The organism is Actinoallomurus sp. CA-142502, from assembly GCF_050936355.1.
Taxonomy (GTDB): domain Bacteria; phylum Actinomycetota; class Actinomycetes; order Streptosporangiales; family Streptosporangiaceae; genus Actinoallomurus; species Actinoallomurus iriomotensis.
On record NZ_JBNJMY010000001.1, the window covers coordinates 129,892 to 145,232 of the forward strand.

Annotated in this window: 14 protein-coding genes and 1 pseudogene; 6 read left to right on the top strand and 9 right to left on the bottom strand. The window is 72.7% G+C overall.

The genetic code is table 11. The annotated features are described in order from the left end of the window. Nucleotides 1-52 precede the first annotated feature (52 nt). Together ACQEV1_RS00875 and ACQEV1_RS00880 are read right to left on the bottom strand one after the other, a co-directional pair. Entirely contained in the window at nucleotides 53-508 is a 456-nt protein-coding gene (locus tag ACQEV1_RS00875; RefSeq protein ID WP_285577609.1) for a DUF4446 family protein, read from the bottom strand. Next, complete coding sequence (locus ACQEV1_RS00880; RefSeq protein ID WP_433390054.1) at nucleotides 505-1,743, bottom strand: glycosyltransferase 87 family protein; 1,239 nt, start codon at nucleotides 1,741-1,743, stop codon at nucleotides 505-507. The genes ACQEV1_RS00875 and ACQEV1_RS00880 overlap by 4 nt, the downstream gene beginning before the upstream one ends. Nucleotides 1,744-1,857: 114 nt before the next feature. Between ACQEV1_RS00880 and ACQEV1_RS00885 the strand changes: the two genes are divergently transcribed. After that, nucleotides 1,858-3,975 carry a hypothetical protein gene (locus ACQEV1_RS00885; RefSeq protein WP_433390057.1) on the top strand — a complete coding sequence of 706 codons (2,118 nt, stop codon included), beginning with the start codon at nucleotides 1,858-1,860 and terminating at the stop codon, nucleotides 3,973-3,975. Here ACQEV1_RS00885 and mptB read toward each other — a convergent pair. The 3 genes from mptB to ACQEV1_RS00900 are packed head-to-tail and all read right to left on the bottom strand — an operon-like array spanning nucleotide 3,857 to nucleotide 6,871. Continuing rightward, entirely contained in the window at nucleotides 3,857-5,788 is a 1,932-nt protein-coding gene (mptB, locus tag ACQEV1_RS00890) for a polyprenol phosphomannose-dependent alpha 1,6 mannosyltransferase MptB (protein WP_433390060.1), read from the bottom strand. The genes ACQEV1_RS00885 and mptB overlap by 119 nt on opposite strands. Continuing rightward, complete coding sequence (locus tag ACQEV1_RS00895) at nucleotides 5,775-6,515, bottom strand: glycosyltransferase family 2 protein (RefSeq protein ID WP_285577600.1); 741 nt, start codon at nucleotides 6,513-6,515, stop codon at nucleotides 5,775-5,777. Before ACQEV1_RS00895 ends, mptB begins: the two co-directional genes overlap by 14 nt. A 20-nt stretch (nucleotides 6,516-6,535) precedes the next feature. After that, nucleotides 6,536-6,871 (bottom strand): STAS domain-containing protein, encoded by a 336-nt coding sequence (locus ACQEV1_RS00900; RefSeq protein WP_285577871.1) that lies wholly within the window; start codon nucleotides 6,869-6,871, stop codon nucleotides 6,536-6,538. Between the two features lie 294 nt (nucleotides 6,872-7,165). Between ACQEV1_RS00900 and ACQEV1_RS00905 the strand changes: the two genes are divergently transcribed. Continuing rightward, entirely contained in the window at nucleotides 7,166-7,549 is a 384-nt protein-coding gene (locus ACQEV1_RS00905) for a hypothetical protein (RefSeq protein WP_285577599.1), read from the top strand. Nucleotides 7,550-7,572: 23 nt separating this feature from the next. Here ACQEV1_RS00905 and ACQEV1_RS00910 read toward each other — a convergent pair whose 3' ends face one another. Together ACQEV1_RS00910 and ACQEV1_RS00915 are read right to left on the bottom strand one after the other, a co-directional pair. Continuing rightward, on the bottom strand, nucleotides 7,573-9,123 hold the full coding sequence (locus ACQEV1_RS00910; protein ID WP_433390065.1) for an FG-GAP repeat protein: 1,551 nt from the start codon (nucleotides 9,121-9,123) through the stop codon (nucleotides 7,573-7,575). 147 nt (nucleotides 9,124-9,270) lie between these two features. Beyond that, nucleotides 9,271-10,812, bottom strand: a complete 1,542-nt coding sequence (locus tag ACQEV1_RS00915; protein WP_433390068.1) for an FG-GAP repeat protein — start codon at nucleotides 10,810-10,812, stop codon at nucleotides 9,271-9,273. A gap of 169 nt (nucleotides 10,813-10,981) precedes the next feature. Between ACQEV1_RS00915 and ACQEV1_RS00920 the strand changes: the two genes are divergently transcribed. Together ACQEV1_RS00920 and ACQEV1_RS00925 are read left to right on the top strand one after the other, a co-directional pair. Next, nucleotides 10,982-11,971, top strand: coding sequence for an NAD-dependent epimerase/dehydratase family protein (locus tag ACQEV1_RS00920; RefSeq protein ID WP_433390071.1), 990 nt, complete (start codon nucleotides 10,982-10,984; stop codon nucleotides 11,969-11,971). 26 nt (nucleotides 11,972-11,997) lie between these two features. After that, nucleotides 11,998-13,125 carry an epoxide hydrolase family protein gene (locus ACQEV1_RS00925; RefSeq protein WP_433390074.1) on the top strand — a complete coding sequence of 376 codons (1,128 nt, stop codon included), beginning with the start codon at nucleotides 11,998-12,000 and terminating at the stop codon, nucleotides 13,123-13,125. A 57-nt stretch (nucleotides 13,126-13,182) separates the two neighbouring features. On the opposite strand, the pseudogene ACQEV1_RS00930 reads toward ACQEV1_RS00925, so the two are convergent. Together ACQEV1_RS00930 and ACQEV1_RS00935 are read right to left on the bottom strand one after the other, a co-directional pair. After that, nucleotides 13,183-13,272 (bottom strand): annotated as a pseudogene (locus tag ACQEV1_RS00930) (ABC transporter ATP-binding protein); the annotation flags it as partial. Further along, entirely contained in the window at nucleotides 13,273-13,758 is a 486-nt protein-coding gene (locus ACQEV1_RS00935) for a MarR family winged helix-turn-helix transcriptional regulator (protein WP_433390076.1), read from the bottom strand. A gap of 77 nt (nucleotides 13,759-13,835) precedes the next feature. On the opposite strand from ACQEV1_RS00935, the gene ACQEV1_RS00940 reads away from it, so the two are divergent. Both ACQEV1_RS00940 and ACQEV1_RS00945 read left to right on the top strand, forming a co-directional pair. Continuing rightward, nucleotides 13,836-14,537 (top strand): hypothetical protein, encoded by a 702-nt coding sequence (locus ACQEV1_RS00940; RefSeq protein WP_433390079.1) that lies wholly within the window; start codon nucleotides 13,836-13,838, stop codon nucleotides 14,535-14,537. 17 nt (nucleotides 14,538-14,554) lie between these two features. Beyond that, the gene (locus tag ACQEV1_RS00945; RefSeq protein ID WP_433390082.1) at nucleotides 14,555-15,319 is read left to right on the top strand and encodes an SDR family NAD(P)-dependent oxidoreductase; all 765 of its coding nucleotides are present in this window, start codon (nucleotides 14,555-14,557) and stop codon (nucleotides 15,317-15,319) included. The last annotated feature ends 22 nt before the right edge of the window (nucleotides 15,320-15,341 follow it).

The following is a 15,341-nucleotide window of genomic DNA, read 5'->3' on the forward strand; positions in this document are numbered from 1 at the left end:
ATCCGGTCCGGTGCGATTTCAGGTTACGGGCTGCCATGGACCGGCAGGGCCGTTATGAGGGGGAAGAGGGCTGTCCGTTGACGCGGACGTCGAGCCGCTCGTCGAGCCGGATGGCCGGACCCCGGCCGAGCCGGGCGGCGCGGACGACGTGGTCCTCCTCCGGAGACAGCACCTGCTGGCTGCGCCCGCCCTGGATCACCCGGGCGTACGTGCGGGCCTCGGTGCGGCCGTTGATCGAGGTGAGCACGATGCCGTCGCCCAGGGCGTTGAGCATCGCCACGGAGAAGGACAGCCCGGCGGAGGACTCCTTCAGCGCGTCGTAGTGCACGATCGCGACGTCGCGGACGGCGCGGTTGTCGCCGGCGCCGGAGGTCACCTGGAGTTGACGCCGCATCATCTCCGCGCACTCCTCGAACGCCTGCACCGCGCGCTTGCGCGCGGTCAGACCCGCGTAGAGGCCCAGGCCGCCGAGGATGATGCCGATCAATGCCAGAGTGATGTGGATCACGAATTGAGCGTACCCACCCTGGGCTCATTACGCGAGGTGTCCGGGCCGTCACTTTGCGAATCAATGGGGTACCGGCGAATCCGCCACAAGACGACCAAGAGCACCACCGCCCCCAGGCCGTACGCGTCCTGGACGATCCGGCCGGCGAACCGGGGCCCGATGTGGTGCGCCAGCATGGTGATCCCCCACCAGGGCACCTCCAGCACGTAGAAGAGCCAGACGCCGGCGGCGAGCGCGATGCGGCGCAGGCCGCGTCCGTCCCCGACGATCGCGCCGAGGACCACGACCAGCCACGCGAGGTGGTGGATCCAGGAGACCGGCGACACCAGCACGGCGATCAGCCCGGTGATCGCGATGCCGCGGATCTCGTCGCCGTCCCGCCAGGCGGCGCGGGCGGCGTGGAAGCCGATGTAGGCGACGATCGCGACGCAGACCAGCCAGATCAGCGACGTCACGGCGTCCGGCCAGTACAGGCGCAGCAGCATGCCGCGGATCGACTGGTTGGTGGTGCCGTTGTTGGAGCCGAGCCGATCGCTGTCGAACAGCGCGCGGAACCAGTAGTCGGCCGAGTCGGCGGGCAGGACGAGGAAGGTCAGGAGCGTCGCCGCCACGGCCGCGACGGCGGCGTGGATCGCCTCGCGCCGCCGGCCGGTGATCAGGAAGTAGAGCACGAACACCCCGGGCACCAGCTTGATCGCGGTGGCCAGCCCGACCAGGACGCCGCGCGGCCAGCGGGTGCGCGCGGGGGCGACGTCCGCCACGCACATGGCCACGAGCATGATGTCGACCTGCCCGAACCGCACCTGGTCCCGCAGCGGCATGGCGTACGCGCAGAGCGCGACGAGCACCCCGACCATGATCGGCGCCCACGGCCGGATCCGGCCGAGCAGCCGGGCGAAGGAGTACCGCACGACCAGGGTCATGGCGACGAAGATCAATGCCGTCCACAGCCACTGGGCGACGGTCCACGGGACCAGGGCGAGCGGCACGGCCAGCAGCACCGCGAACGTCGGGTAGGTGAACGGGAGGAGCTGCGGCGGCTGGGTCAGGAAGTCATAGACCGGGGCCCCGCGCAGCACGGCCTGCCCGCCCGAGCGGTAGACGTCCAGATCGACGAGCCGCTGATCAGGCTGGTTCGTCAGCCAGTGCAGGACGAGGGGCGCGACCGCGACGGCGGCGATGGCGAACGCCACTGTGACGATCACCGCCCCGCGTATCGTCCTTCGTTCACCCATGTGTCCATCCTGTCCCGCGTCCGCGACTAGCCTGGGGACGTCCCAGACATGGAGGTGATCGTGGCACAGCCGCGCAATGCGGGACGTCGCCACAGAAAAGGTGCAGCGGTCGCGTTGCTCCTTCTCACGACCGTGGCGCTGGCTCTCCTGCCCGCCATGGCACCGGCGGCGTCGGCGAGCGCCCCGCCCAGCGGCCACGTCGTGCTGATCGGCGTGCCCGGGCTCCAGTGGGGCGACATCAACGCTACCGCCACGCCGAACCTCGCCAGGCTCGCCACGCAGGGCTCCGCCGCCGCCCTGTCGGTCAAGACGGTCGGCCCGCACACGTGCCCGATCGACGGCTGGCTCACGGTCTCCGCGGGACAGAGATCACAGCTTCGCCACGGCAGCTGCGGCCTGCCGCCGGCGCCCGAGGGCAGCGCCGTCCCCGGATTCGCCGCCATGCGCGACGACAATGCACACAACAAATACAAGTCGCGCGTCGGCCTGCTCGGCGACGCGGTGCACCGCGCCGGCGGCTGCACGATGGCGGTCGGGCCGGGCGCGGTCCTCGGCGCCGCCGACAGCGCCGGCCGGGTCGACGGATACGTCCCCTCGACCGAGCAGATCCCGGCCGACGGGCTCTCCCGGTGCGCGCTCACCGTGGTCGACGTCGACGACGTCGTCCACGCCTACATCGACGCCGGCGTGGACGTGAACGGCCACCAGGCGAACGTGACGGCCAAGAAGCGGGCGGCGGCGGTGAAGACCGCCGACGACCAGATCGGCCAGGCGCTGACCACCCTGCCGCCGAACACCACCGTGCTGGTCGCGGGCCTGTCCGACGCCAACGTCATCGCCCACCTGCGGGTCGCGATCGCCAGTGGCCCCGGGTACTCCTCCCGCTACCTGACCGCCGACTCCACCCGGACCGGCGGCCTGGTCACGCTGACCGACGTCACCGCGACGATCCTGCACTCCCTCGGCCTGAAGCAGCCGAGCGACGCGGTCGGCACGCGGTGGCGCGACGGCGGCGCCAAGCCGCACTCCGTCGCCACGCTCGCCGACCGGCTGAACGACAAGGACGTCCAGGCGCAGGTCTACCGGGGCGTCCTGTCGTCCTTCTACCTCGCGCTCGTGATCGTGCAGGTGGCCCTGTACGCGTTCGGGCTGTTCGCCCTCAGGCGCAAACAGCGCCGCCTCCTGACGGCGGCCCGGGTCGCCGCGCTGGCGGGCGCCGCGCTGCCCGCGGCGACGTTCCTCGCCAACGTGATCCCGTGGTGGTCCTCCGGGCACCCGGCGGTCGTCATGGTCACCGGCGTGCTCGTCTCCATCGCCGTGATCACCGCCGTCGCCCTCGCCGGGCCGTGGCGCCGTTCGATCACCGGCGCGGGTGCCGTCGTCGGCGCCGTGACGGCCCTGGTGCTGACGCTCGACGTGCTCACCGGCAGCCACCTGCAGACGTGCAGCATGCTCGGGTACACGCCGGTGGTCGCCGGCCGCTTCTACGGCTTCGGCAACATCCCGTGGGCCCTGTGGGTGACCGGCCTGATCATCGTGACCGGGGCGGTGGCCGGATGGCTGCTGGGCTCGGGCCGCCGGACCGCGGCGACGGCGGTCGTGATCGGCGCCGGGGTGCTGGGCCTGGTGATCGACGGCGCGCCGTTCGCCGGTGCCGACTTCGGCGGCATCATCGCGATCTTCCCCGGGTTCGCCGTGTTCGCCTTGATGATCGCGGGCCGGCGGATCCGGCTGTCGCGGCTGCTGGCGGTGCTGGCCGTGGGGGCGGTCGTGGTGCTGGGCGTGGCGTTCCTCGACTCGTTGCGGGCCGAGCCCACCCACATCGGGGAGTTCTGGAAGAGCCTGATGAACGGAGACGGCGGCACGGTCGTGTTCCGCAAGTTCCGCGGCATGGTCGGCACCTTCGTCAACTGGGAGCTGACGCTCATCGCGGTGGCCGCCGTCGCCTTCCTGATCTTCGCGCTGCTGCGCCCGACGGCCCTGCGCGCCGCCGTGCTGCAGACCGCCTACGAGCGGGCGCCCGCGCTGCGGCCGACGCTCGTCGCCGCGCTGGTCACGGCGGGGGCCGGCATGCTGGTCAACGACTCCGGGGTGGCGATCCCGGCGCTGGCGTTCACCGTGGCGATCCCGCTGGCGCTCGCGGCGAGCATCCAGGCGATTGGGCCCGAGGAGACCAGCGCGCCGCCGCCGCGATCAGAGCGATCAGAGTCAGCGTCAGCGCCCAAGGCGTGACCTGGGCCCGTACGACCGTGACGAGCCAGTCGAGGTCGTGCGGCAGCCCGGCGTGCCGGGGGTCCCGGGCGGGCAGGTAGGCCAGGGCCAGCACGCCGGTGCGCACCAGCAGGAGCCCGTCGAACCGCGACCAGGCCAGCAGCGCGACCGTCGCCCAGCCGAGCCCGTCGTACCAGGGCAGGGCGTACGGGGCGGCGAACAGCCAGGCCAGCGAGAGCGCGGCGGCGACGCGGAACGTCTCGTCGCCGACCGGGTCGGCCAGGCCGCCGACGTGCGGCCGGGGCAGTGCGCGCAGCAGCAGCACCAGGAGCACGAGCGTCAGCAGCACCGAGCCGAGCCGTACGCCCGAGCGTGGCATGGTGACCAGCAGGCCGCCGCCCGTGCCGGCCAGCAGGTGCCAGGGCGTGGCCAGCGACACCGACTTGGAGGCCCGGCCGAGCTGGTCGAGCGAGTGCGGGCCCGCCATGAGGTAGGCCAGGCCGGTGACGGCCGCCGCGGAGGCGCACAAGGTCGCGGCGCGCGCCACGGTCGGCCCCAGGCCGGTGCGGTGCCCGGTCTCGCCGGTGCCGCGCGCCCGCCACCACTCGCTCACGAGCACCAGGAGCGGACCGCCGCCCGCGATGGCGACATTGATCTTGATCGCGGCGCCCGCCCCGATGAGGACGCCCGCGGACACGCAGCGGCTCAGGCCACGGCCGTCGCCCGGCCGGGGTCGCAGCGGGTCGGGCATCCCGAAGACCACCAGCCCGGCCACCGCGAACGCGATCGCCAGCACGTCGTTGTGCGCGCCGCCGACGAGCTCGAAGAGCAGCAGCGGGTTGGCGATCCACAGCAGGACGGCACGGAGCTCGCGGGCGGGGTCGCCGCGTACGGTCCGGTAGAGCAGCAGGCCGACGGCCACGAAGGCGAGCGCGTTGGTCAGCGACATGACGAACACGGTCAGCCGCACCGACGCGCCGCCGACCAGCGAGGCGAACGTCTGCTGGGCGGTGGCGATCGGCCCGTACACGGTCGGGGTGTCGCGCCAGTCCTGCACGGCGCGGGCGACCGGGTCGGCGGGCAGGCTCCGCGCGGTCGTGACGTACGGGTCGTTGCCGGTGACGGCCATCCGCCCGTACGCGGCGTAGTTGAGGTGGTCGGCGGAGCCGACCGGCGGCATCAGCGCGAACGCCCCGGCGGCGATGATGCCGGCGGCCAGCAGCAGGCGCGGCCGGAAGATCCAGCCGCGGCGTGCCGCGAGCGCGCACAGGGCCACGCCGGCGACGGAGAGGACGACGCCGGCGACGGTGAGACCGATGACGAGGTACGGGGAGGGGTGGACGACCAGGGAGTACGGGGGCTGGCCGGCGCCGCCGGGCAGGGCGGGCTCCATGACGGAGGGGCCGAGCAGGGCGACGAGCAGGAAGCACGTCAGGCCGGCGGCGCTCAGGCCCAGCCCGGCCGGGCCGCGACGGTCACGGCGCGCCGTGGGGACGCCGGGCCGATGCGGCGGCACGGCGGCCGCCTCTCCCGTACGGCTCGGGGACGGACGATCCAGTGAGCCGAAACGGTCCGCGGGCTCCCCGGGCCGATGCGGCGGCACGGCGGCCGCCTCTCCCGTACGGCTCGGGGACGGACGATCCAGTGAGCCGAAACGGTCCGCGGGCTCCCCGGACCGGTGCGGCGGCACGGCGGCCGCCTCGCCCGTACGGCTGGGGAGCGGACGGTCCGGTGGGGCGGAGTGGTCGGCGGGTTCGCCGGCCGGTGATTCCGGCTCGGCGGAGACCGCGGGCGGGGTGGTGCCGGCGGGTGGGGGCAGGTCAGCGTCCGGCACGGCGCAGGCGGTCCCGTTGCCTGGCCACGGCCGGCTCGCGGGCCGCCAGGGCGCGCCCGACGTCGCGGAACTGGCGGGCGCGGTGCAGCTGGGCGCGCCAGTCGGTGCCGGTGGCGCGGTGCGCGAGCGGCACCTCGACCTCGGTGATCCGGAAGCCCTTGCGCAGCAGGTCGACGGTGAGGCCGGTCTCGACGCCGAAGCCCGGCGCGAGCGGCAGGGCCGCCTCGAAGGCCGCGCGGGTCATGCATCGCTGGCCGTTGAGCGGCTGGGACGCCGACCAGCCGGTGAGCCGCTTGATGCCGTCGCGCGACAGGCGTACGACGAAGCCGTGTCCGCCGAGCTTGACCAGCTCGGTGAAGACCGCGATGGTCATGTCGGCGGACCCGTCGCGTACCGGCTCGACGAGCGGGCCGGCCTGCTTGGCGGTCTCGCCCAGGTCGGCGTCCAGGAAGAGCAGGTGACGCGGCACGTCGCCGTCGAGAAGACGCACGGCGGACGCGCCGGTCTCCATGGCCGCGGCCTTGCCGCGGTTGCGCGAGTGCCGGACGACCTTCGCGCCCCCGCCCTCGGCGATCCGCGCCGTCGCGTCCGTGGATCCGTCGTCCACGACGACCACCAGGTCGACGCCCGGTAGTGTCGCGGCGGCCTCCACGGTCGCGCCGATGCGGTCCTGCTCGTCCTTGGCCGAGATGATCACGGCCGTGTCGGCCTGGATGTCCGCCTGCATGATGGCGATGGTAGTGGCGGCTACGTCCGTCCGAAGGCAGGTACGGCATCGTGCACGGAGAACACCGTGTCAAGGCCGGTGACCTGGAGAATCCTGCGGACCGCCGAACGCGGCGCGGCGAGTTCGAGCGAACCACCGTGCTCACGCATGCGTTTCATGGCCGAGAGCAGGACGTTCATGCCGGTCGAGTCGCAGAACTCGACCCCGCTGAGGTCCACGACGAGCCGGCTGACTCCGTCGCGCACGAGCGCGGCCAGCTCCGTTTGCAATCTAGGTGCCGTATAGAGATCGACCTCGCCGTAGACCGAGACGACGGCGTGACCTCCCTGAGATGCAGTCGAGATCTTTAGCTCCACGAGCCGCACACTAGCGTCCCCTGCTCGGGGGAACCAGAGGCGAGCCAGATTAGGGACTGTCCGTTGCCCGGCGGTGGGGTGTCCTTTGCCTGAACGCTGCGCAGTTTTCCGCATTTAACCCGACATTTATAAATTGTTCCGACGCAGGTCAGGGCACATCTAGATCATCTCTGCTCCGGGGACCCGATGTGCGGGATTTCGCCCACCGGCGCGTCGCGCTTAAGGGAAGCTAGATGCCGTGGGTAATGGCGATGCGGGCCCGTCGCGCGCCGCGCGGAATGCGGGGCGGGCACGGTGACCGGCGGCAGGCTCGACGATCCGCGGCGCGCCCGGCTGCGCGAGCGCCTGGAGATCATCCGGACCCGTTCCCAGAAGTCCACTTCGTGGCGGTCCGTCACGCATTACTTCTCGGGGCTGATCAACCGTGAGGGCGTCGTGCCGGTGAAGGCCCGGCTCTCGCGCGAGGACCTGCGGTTCCTCGCCTCCGCCCGCGACGAGGTGATCGCCTTCGCCGACCTGGGCCTGCGGCTGCTCGACCTGCACCAGCCGCGCGACGCGGGCGGCATCTCCAGCGACCCGGCCAGCCCGATCCGCCGCTGCCGGGCGTGCATGTGGCGCTGGCCGTGCCCGACCATTCGCGCCGTCGAGGAGTCGGTGGGCCGGCCGCCCGGCACCTGAGCGGGCGGCCGGCCCGGTGTGGATCAGCCGTCGCGGCCCTGGCGGACGCCGATCTGCGCGTCCCGGCCGGTGACGCCGAGCGTGCCGGCGCCCCAGCCCTGCGAGCCGGTGGCGGTGACGCCCGAGGCGGTGCCGCCCAGGTAGGTCACCGCGCCGTCGGTGCCGTTCTCCTTCGGGGAGCCGCCGATCACGTCGGCGTAGCCGTCCTTGTTGACGTCGGTCAGGTTGACCGTCCAGCCGAGCTCGTCATCGGCCTCGGCCGCACCGGGCACCCCGGCCGTGTCCTGCGAGACCGCCTGCGAGGCGGTGCCGGTCAGGCCGGACGCGCCGCCGTACAGCAGGAAGAACTCGCCCGCGTGCGACTGCGACGTGACGGTCTTGTACGGCGCGCCGACCGCCAGGTCGGCCTTGCCGTCCTTGTTCACGTCACCGGCCGCCACCGAGTAGCCGAACCGGTCGCCGGCCACGGCCGTCTCCGGCACGTTGTCGCTGTCCTGCGTGAGCGTGGTCGTCGTGCCGAGGGTGACGTCGGCGTCGCCCTTGTAGACCTTCACGTGGCCGCCGACGCCTTCACTCTCGTCGGCGCCGCCGACCGCGATGTCGCCGTACCCGTCACCGTCGAAGTCGCCCACGGCGACACTGTTGAGGCTGGTGGCCGCCGTGTTCGCGTGGGACAGGCCCGTGTCGGTGAAGTTGTGCCACACGTCGAACCCGGAGGTCGGCGCCACGGTCTGCTGCCAGCCGAGGACCAGGTCGGGCTTCCCGTCGCCGTCGACGTCACCGGCCGCCAGGATGAACCCGGTGGTGGTGCTGTCCGCGGCAGCCGCCGTCGCGGCCTTCTTGCCCTTGCGGACCGTCTGGGCGTGGGGGGCGGGCGGCAACGCCCGCCCGGGCCGGGTGGTGGTGCTCTTGGCCGCGACGGCCGGCGGACCCGGGTTGTGGAACGGGTAGAACGCGTTGATGCCGGGCACTCCGTCCACCCAGTCGGTGTGGCCGTCACCGTCGAAGTCGGCCGCGACCAGCGAGTAGCCGAACCGGTGGTCCGCGCCGGGGCTGTCGGGTTCGTTGAGGGCCTGTGAGTCGCTGCCGGTCAGCCCGGACGACGAGCCCCACAGGATCGTCTCCGAACCGGCGTTGGAGCCCGCGGTGGTGTCCTCGTCCGGCGCGCCGACGATCAGGTCGGCGTACCCGTCCTCGTCGTAGTCGAAGGACGTGAGCGAGAACCCGAAGTGGTCGGCCTTCTCCGCGACGCCCGGCACACCGGCGGTGTCCTGCGAGATGACCTGCTTCTTGGCGGTGTTCGGCCCGGACGCCGAGCCGTACACGATCGTCACGAAGCCCGCGGTCGTGAGGCTGCCGACGGTGCCGTAGGGGCTGCCCAGCGCCAGGTCGGGGTACCCGTCGCCGTTGAAGTCGTACGGCTTCGCCCCGGCCGGCGCGGCCTTCACCGCGGCCTGTGCCGTGCTCGGAGCGGCGGACGCGTGAGCCGTGCCGGCCACGCCCGCCGCGCCCAGTGCGGTGACCGCGGTGACCGCGGTGACGGCCAGCGCGCGCGAGAAAACGCGTACTTTCACCAAACCTCCTCAGATTGCCGCTCGCGATGGCGAGTGGCGATCAAGAAGACGTTGGAGGTATCTGGCGGGTTTACTGGTTGAAAATGGCCGAAATCGGACGCCCTGCCGCCGAGTGCTCCGAACCCGGCGGCAGGACCCGGTCCGTCGTCAGCCGATCCGGCCGATGACGCGTCCGAGCTGGGCGCCCTTGCCGGAGACACCGACCGTCCCCGCGCCGAAGGTCGCGGAGCCGGTTCCGGTCACGCCGGAGGTTCCGCCCTTGAGCACGCTCACGCAGCCGTCGAGGGAGTTCTCCCCCGAGGCCCCGGCGATCAGGTCGGCGTAGCCGTCACCCGTGATGTCCAGCAGGCTCACCCCGGTGCCGAACGCGTCGTCGGTCTCGGCCGAGCCCGGAACGCCGGAGGTGCTCTGCGAGACCGCCTGCGAACCGGTGCCGGTCAGCCCGTCGGTCCCGCCGTACAGCACGATGGCCTCGCCGGCCCGCGCCGCGCCGCTGACGGTACGTCCGGGCACGCCGACCGCGAGGTCGGCCTTGCCGTCCTTGTTCACGTCCCCGGCCGACAGCGACGTGCCGAACTTGTCGCCCAGCGCGGTGGCGCCCGGCACCCCGGCGGTCTCCTGGTTGACCAGGTACGAGGCGTCCATGGCGACGTCGGCGCCGCCCGGGAAGACCACCAGGTGGCTGTGCGCGCGCCCGCTGTCGTCGGCCGCGCCGGCGGCGACGTCCGCGTAACCGTCGCCGTTGAAGTCGCCCGCCGCGAGCCCGTCGAGCTTGGTGAGCACCTCCTTCGCCGGGTCCTGGGAGACGGCGGAGATGTCGGTCCACACGTCGAAGCCGTACTGGTACTTGGCCTCCGCCTTGGAGTTGCGCCAGCCCACGATCAGGTCGAGGCGGCCGTCGCCGTTGACGTCACCGCCGACCGGGACCAGGGCGTCGAGCGTGGTCGCGGCCGCCGCGTGGATCCCCTTCTGGGAACCGCGCACCGGCCGCCCCTTGGCCGCCGGACGGAACGTCCGCGCCGCGGCGGCGGCGCGCAGGTTCTGCGACGACGTGGTGAACGTCCAGAAGTAGGCGTCGCCGGGCGAGGTGTCCACCCAGTCGGTCAGACCGTCACCGTCGAAGTCTCCCGTGGTCACCGAGAAACCGAACCGGTGGTTCGCGCCGGCGTTCGACGGCTCGGCCATGGTCTGCGAGCCGGTGCCGGTCAGCCCCGACTTGCTGCCCCACAGGATCGTCTCGGACCCGGCGTTCGTGCCGGCGGTCGTGTCCTCGTCCGGGGTGCCCACGAGCAGGTCCGCGTACCCGTCCCGGTCGTAGTCCAGGGACGCAAGGGAGTACCCGAAGTGGTCGGTCTTCTCGGCGGCCCCCGGCACGCCGCTGGTGTTCTGGCTGATGACCTGCTTCTTCGCGGTGTTCGCGCCCGACTTCGAGCCGTACACGATCGTCACGAAGCCCGCGCTCGTCAGACTCCCGACCTTGCCGTACGGGTCGCCGAGCGCCAGGTCGGCGTAGCCGTCGCCGTTGAAGTCGTACGGCTTGGCCCCCGTCGCCGCCGCCTTCACCGTCGTCGCCCGCACCGTCGTGCCGGCCGAGACGACGGACGCGTGCGCCACGCCGGTCGTTCCCGCCGCCCCCAACGCGGTGACCGCCGCGGCGGCCAACGCTCGCGAGAAAACGCTGCTTCTCACTCAAGCCCTCCTAAGGCCTCGCCGCGCGCGATGGCGCGCGGCTTACAAAGGACGTCGGAGGTTTCAAGTCGGTTTACGCCCGTACGCAGGTGGTTCGCGTTCTTACGGAAGTGCTACGGCATACCTCCGTCGCGGGACGCCGCCCGGACCGGGTGGTTAGCGTGCGGCCATGCGTGTACTCGTGACCGGCTCCTCCGGCTTCATCGGCTCCCACGTCGTGGACGCGCTGCGGGAAGGCGGCCATGACGTGCGCACTCTCGACCTGCGCTCGGGCCAGGACGTACGCGACGAGGCCACCGTCTCCGGTCGGCTCGACGGGGTCGACGTGGTCTGCCACCAGGCGGCCAAGGTCGGGCTGGGCGTGGACGTCTCCGACCTGCCCGGCTACGCGTCCGCGAACGTCGTGGGCACCGCCGTGCTGCTCGCCGCGATGGCGCGGGCGAACTGCCGGCGGCTCGTGCTGGCCTCGTCGATGGTGGTGTACGGGGAGGGCGCCTACGACTGCGCCGCGCACGGCCGCGTACGGCCCGGGCCGCGCGACGAGGCCGACTTGGCCGCCGGACGGTTCGCGCCCCGCTGCCCGTCGTGCGGCGCGGCGCTGACGCCGGGCACGGTCGGTGAGGACGCGCCGGCCGATCCGCGCAACGCCTACGCCGACACCAAGCTCGCCCAGGAGCACCTCGCCGCGTCGTGGGCGCGCGCGACGGGCGGCTCGGTGACCGCGCTGCGCTACCACAACGTGTACGGCCCGCGGATGCCGCGCGACACCCCGTATGCCGGTGTCGCCGCGATCTTCCGGTCCCGTCTCGAACGCGGAGAGGCGCCGCGGGTCTTCGAGGACGGCGGCCAGCGGCGCGACTTCGTGCACGTACGCGACGTGGCGCGGGCCAACGTGCTGGCGCTGTCGGCCGCGCCGTACGCCGCCGGCGCCCTGCGGGCGTACAACGTGGCGAGCGGCGAGCCGCACACGATCGAGGAGATGGCGATCGCCCTGGCCAAGGCGTACGGCGGCCCACAGCCGGTGGTGACCGGGGAGTACCGGCTCGGGGACGTCCGGCACATCGTCGCGGCACCGGAGCGCGCCGCGGCCGAGCTGGGGTTCCGCGCCTCGATCTCCTTCGCCGACGGGATGGCGGAGTTCGCAGAGGACAGGACCTGACCTGAACGGGGTGTCCACTGGCGGGCATGAGCGACGCCATTCGCCCGTACCGCGTGGACGTCCCCCAGGCCGACCTCGACGACCTGAACGACCGGCTGGCCCGTACGCGCTGGCCGGACGAGTTGCCCGGCGCGGGCTGGTCGTACGGCGTGCCGCTCGCGCGGGTGCGGGAGCTGGCCGAGTATTGGCGCACCGGCTACGACTGGCGTGCGCACGAAGCCCGGCTCAACGCGTTTCCGCAGTTCACCACCGTCATCGACGGTGAGCGCATCCACTTCCTGCACGTACGGTCGCCCGAGCCGGCGGCGATGCCGCTGATCCTGAGCCATGGCTGGCCGAGCACGGTCGCGGACTTCCTCGACCTCATCGGCCCGCTGTCCGACCCGGCCGCGCACGGCGGCGATCCGGCGGACGCGTTCGAAATCGTGGTGCCCTCGCTGCCGGGCTACGGGTTCTCCGGGCCGACGCGGTCGGCGGGCTGGGACGTGACGCGTGTCGCGCGGGCGTGGGCGGAGCTGATGCGCCGGCTGGGCCATGAGCGGTACGGCGCGCAGGGCGGCGACTGGGGCGCCCGGATCTCCCCTCAGCTGGCGCGGGTCGCCCCGTCACAGGTGGTCGGCGTGCACGCGAACGCGCTCACCGCCCTGCCGTCGGGTGATCCCGATGAGCTGACCGGCCTGACGGAGGCCGAGCGGGAACGGCTGGCCGGGCTGGCCCGCTGGAAGGACGAGCGGTCCGGCTACGCGGCGATCCAGAGCACCCGGCCGCAGACCCTCGCGTACGGGCTGGCGGACTCACCGGCCGGGCAGCTCGGCTGGTACACGGAATGGTTCGACGACTACGGCGACGCCGTGGGCTCGATCGACCGGGACGCGATCCTGACGAACGTGACGGTCTACTGGCTGACGGGGACGGCCGGCTCGGCGGCACGGCTGTACCGGGAGAGCGCCGCCTCCTGGGGGCGGCCGGAGCCGTCGAAGGTACCGCTGGGCGTGGCGGTCTTCCCCGGTGACTCGACCATCCGCCGCCTGGCCGAACGCGACCACGAGGTGGTGCACTGGTCGGAGTTCGACCGGGGCGGGCACTTCGCCGCGCTGCAGGCGCCGGACCTGCTCATCGAGGACGTCCGGGCGTTCTTCCGCCCGCTCCGCTGACCTCCGGCCGTGCCACGGGTCAGTCCGTGACGTCCCGCGTCACGGTGGCGACGGCGATCGCGTGCCCTCCGGGTCGAGTCCGTTGACCGGTTCGTCCAGGACGAGCACCTCCGGGTCGCCGAGCAGCGCCGCCGCGGCCGTCAAGCGTCAGCGGAGGCGGCGGTAGCCGACGTGGATGCCGGGGGTGAGCTGCTGCTGGTCGGCGATGCGCCGGAGCAGGCCGATCAGCTGCTGGTGTTCGTCCGGAGAGAGCGCCTGACAGACGTCCTCTTCGTGCGCCCTGGCCACGGTGCGGAGACGGGCCAGGAGCTCCATGCCCTCGTCGGTCAGGCGCAGGGCGTGGACGCGGCGGTCGCCGGGCTTCCTGCGCCGCTCGATCAGGCCGCGTTCCTGCAGGCCGTCGGCGAACGGCACGAAGCGGCTCGGCGGCATCCCCAGCATGTCGGCGAGCTCACGCTGGCTGTGGCCGGGGGCCTGGGCCAGCAGGCGCAGCAGGCCCGCCTGCGCCGGGGTCAGATCCAGCTCCGCGACCCGGTCCGCGAACCGCTGAGCCGCGTGGGCGCCGAGCTGGGCCAGCAGGAAGGCCGCGCCGCCCCTGGACGCCGGATGCTCGTTCTCGCGCTCCGTACTCATGCGAACATCATACACAGTTGACAATCGTTCCAATCTGTAATCATTATCAGATGTATACCGATTGGAAGGAGCAACCCATGACCGGCACCACCACCTCACGGCGGTCGACGGGCTCCGGGCGCCGGCCGCAGACCGGGCCGCCGCTGCTCGCCCCCGTCGTGGCCTTCGCGGTGACGACCGTCGCCTACACCGTCGTGAACCGGGACACTCCGCACCCCGACGCCTCGGGCACGGCCGTCCTGCACTACGCGCGGACGCACGAGACGACCGCCGAGCTCGGCGCGCTGTTGCTGCTGGCCTCCGCCGTGCCGCTGGCGCTGGGCGCCGCGGTGCTGTACCGGCGGCTGCGGGCCCTGGGCATCACCGCGCCGGGCTCGGCGATCACCCTGGTCGGCGGAGTGCTGGCGTCGGTCGCGCTGGCGCTCAGCTCGATCTTCGGCTGGACCGGTGGACGGCTGCCGGCCGACGCCCCGCCGGCTCTGGCCCGCGCCCTCGCCGACCTGTCGTTCCTGTCCGGTGGCCCGCTCTACGCGGTGACATTCGCCCTGCTCATCGCCGGGATCTCGGTGACGGGCCTGCTGGCCGGCCTGCTTCCGCGCGGCGTGACCTGGACCGGGCTGCCGCTGGCCGTCATCGGCATGGTGTCCCTGCTGACCCTGGTGGCCTCGGACTTCGGCTACCTCCTGCCGGTCGTCCGCTTCGGCGGCGTCATCTGGCTGGTGTCCGTCGCGGCCCTGCTGCCTCGGACCCGGCACCGTACCCAGCCCCAGAACCAGTGATCAGGAGTCATTTCGCGATGTCCAGCAGCTATTCGGACCTGAACGGTCGTGTCGTCCTCATCACCGGCGGATCGCGCGGCATCGGCGCGCGGACGGCGCGGGAGTTCGCGGCGCAGGGCGCCAAGGTGGCCGCGGTCGGCCGGGACCGCGCGGCCCTCGACTCGGTCGTCGCCGACATCACCGGCAGGGGCGGTACGGCGATCGCCGTCGTCGCCGACGTCACCGACTCCGCCGCCCTTCAGGACGCTCGCCGGCGGACCGAGGACGAACTCGGCCCGGTGGACGTACTGGCCGCGTTCGCCGGCGGGCAGGGCTTCCCCGTGCCCTCCACGGAGCTGACCGAGGAGCGCTGGCGTCAGGTCCTCGACTCCGACCTGACCTCGGCGTTCCTCACCATCCGCACGTTCCTGCCCGGCATGGTCGAACGCGGCCGAGGGTCGATCATCACCATGTCCTCGGCCGCGGGACGGCAGCCCAGCCGGGCCAACCTCGCGTACGGCGTGGCCAACGCCGGCCTGGTCATGCTGACCCGCCACCTGGCCACCGAGGTCGGGCCGCACGGCGTCCGCGTCAACGCCATCGCCCCCTCGGCCATCGCGACCGAGAAGGTCCTGGCCGGCATGCCTCTCGAGACGCAGGACAAGGTCGCCGGCACGCACCCGCTCCGGCGGCTGGGGACTCCCGAGGACGTGGCGCGGACCGCGCTCTTCCTGGCCTCCGACGCCGCCTCCTGGCTCACCGGCGTCACCGTCGACGTCGCCGGCGGCCGCATCACCAACTGACCGCCCTGGACCACAATCGTCG

Excerpts from the sequence above, each read along its gene's own strand:
- ACQEV1_RS00880 (WP_433390054.1), bottom strand. The coding sequence starts at position 1,743 with ATGGGTGAACGAAGGACGATACGCGGGGCGGTGATCGTCACAGTGGCG.
- ACQEV1_RS00895 (WP_285577600.1), bottom strand. The coding sequence starts at position 6,515 with ATGCAGGCGGACATCCAGGCCGACACGGCCGTGATCATCTCGGCCAAG.
- ACQEV1_RS00920 (WP_433390071.1), top strand. The coding sequence starts at position 10,982 with ATGCGTGTACTCGTGACCGGCTCCTCCGGCTTCATCGGCTCCCACGTC.
- ACQEV1_RS00925 (WP_433390074.1), top strand. The coding sequence starts at position 11,998 with ATGAGCGACGCCATTCGCCCGTACCGCGTGGACGTCCCCCAGGCCGAC.
- ACQEV1_RS00935 (WP_433390076.1), bottom strand. The coding sequence starts at position 13,758 with ATGAGTACGGAGCGCGAGAACGAGCATCCGGCGTCCAGGGGCGGCGCG.
- ACQEV1_RS00940 (WP_433390079.1), top strand. The coding sequence starts at position 13,836 with ATGACCGGCACCACCACCTCACGGCGGTCGACGGGCTCCGGGCGCCGG.
- ACQEV1_RS00945 (WP_433390082.1), top strand. The coding sequence starts at position 14,555 with ATGTCCAGCAGCTATTCGGACCTGAACGGTCGTGTCGTCCTCATCACC.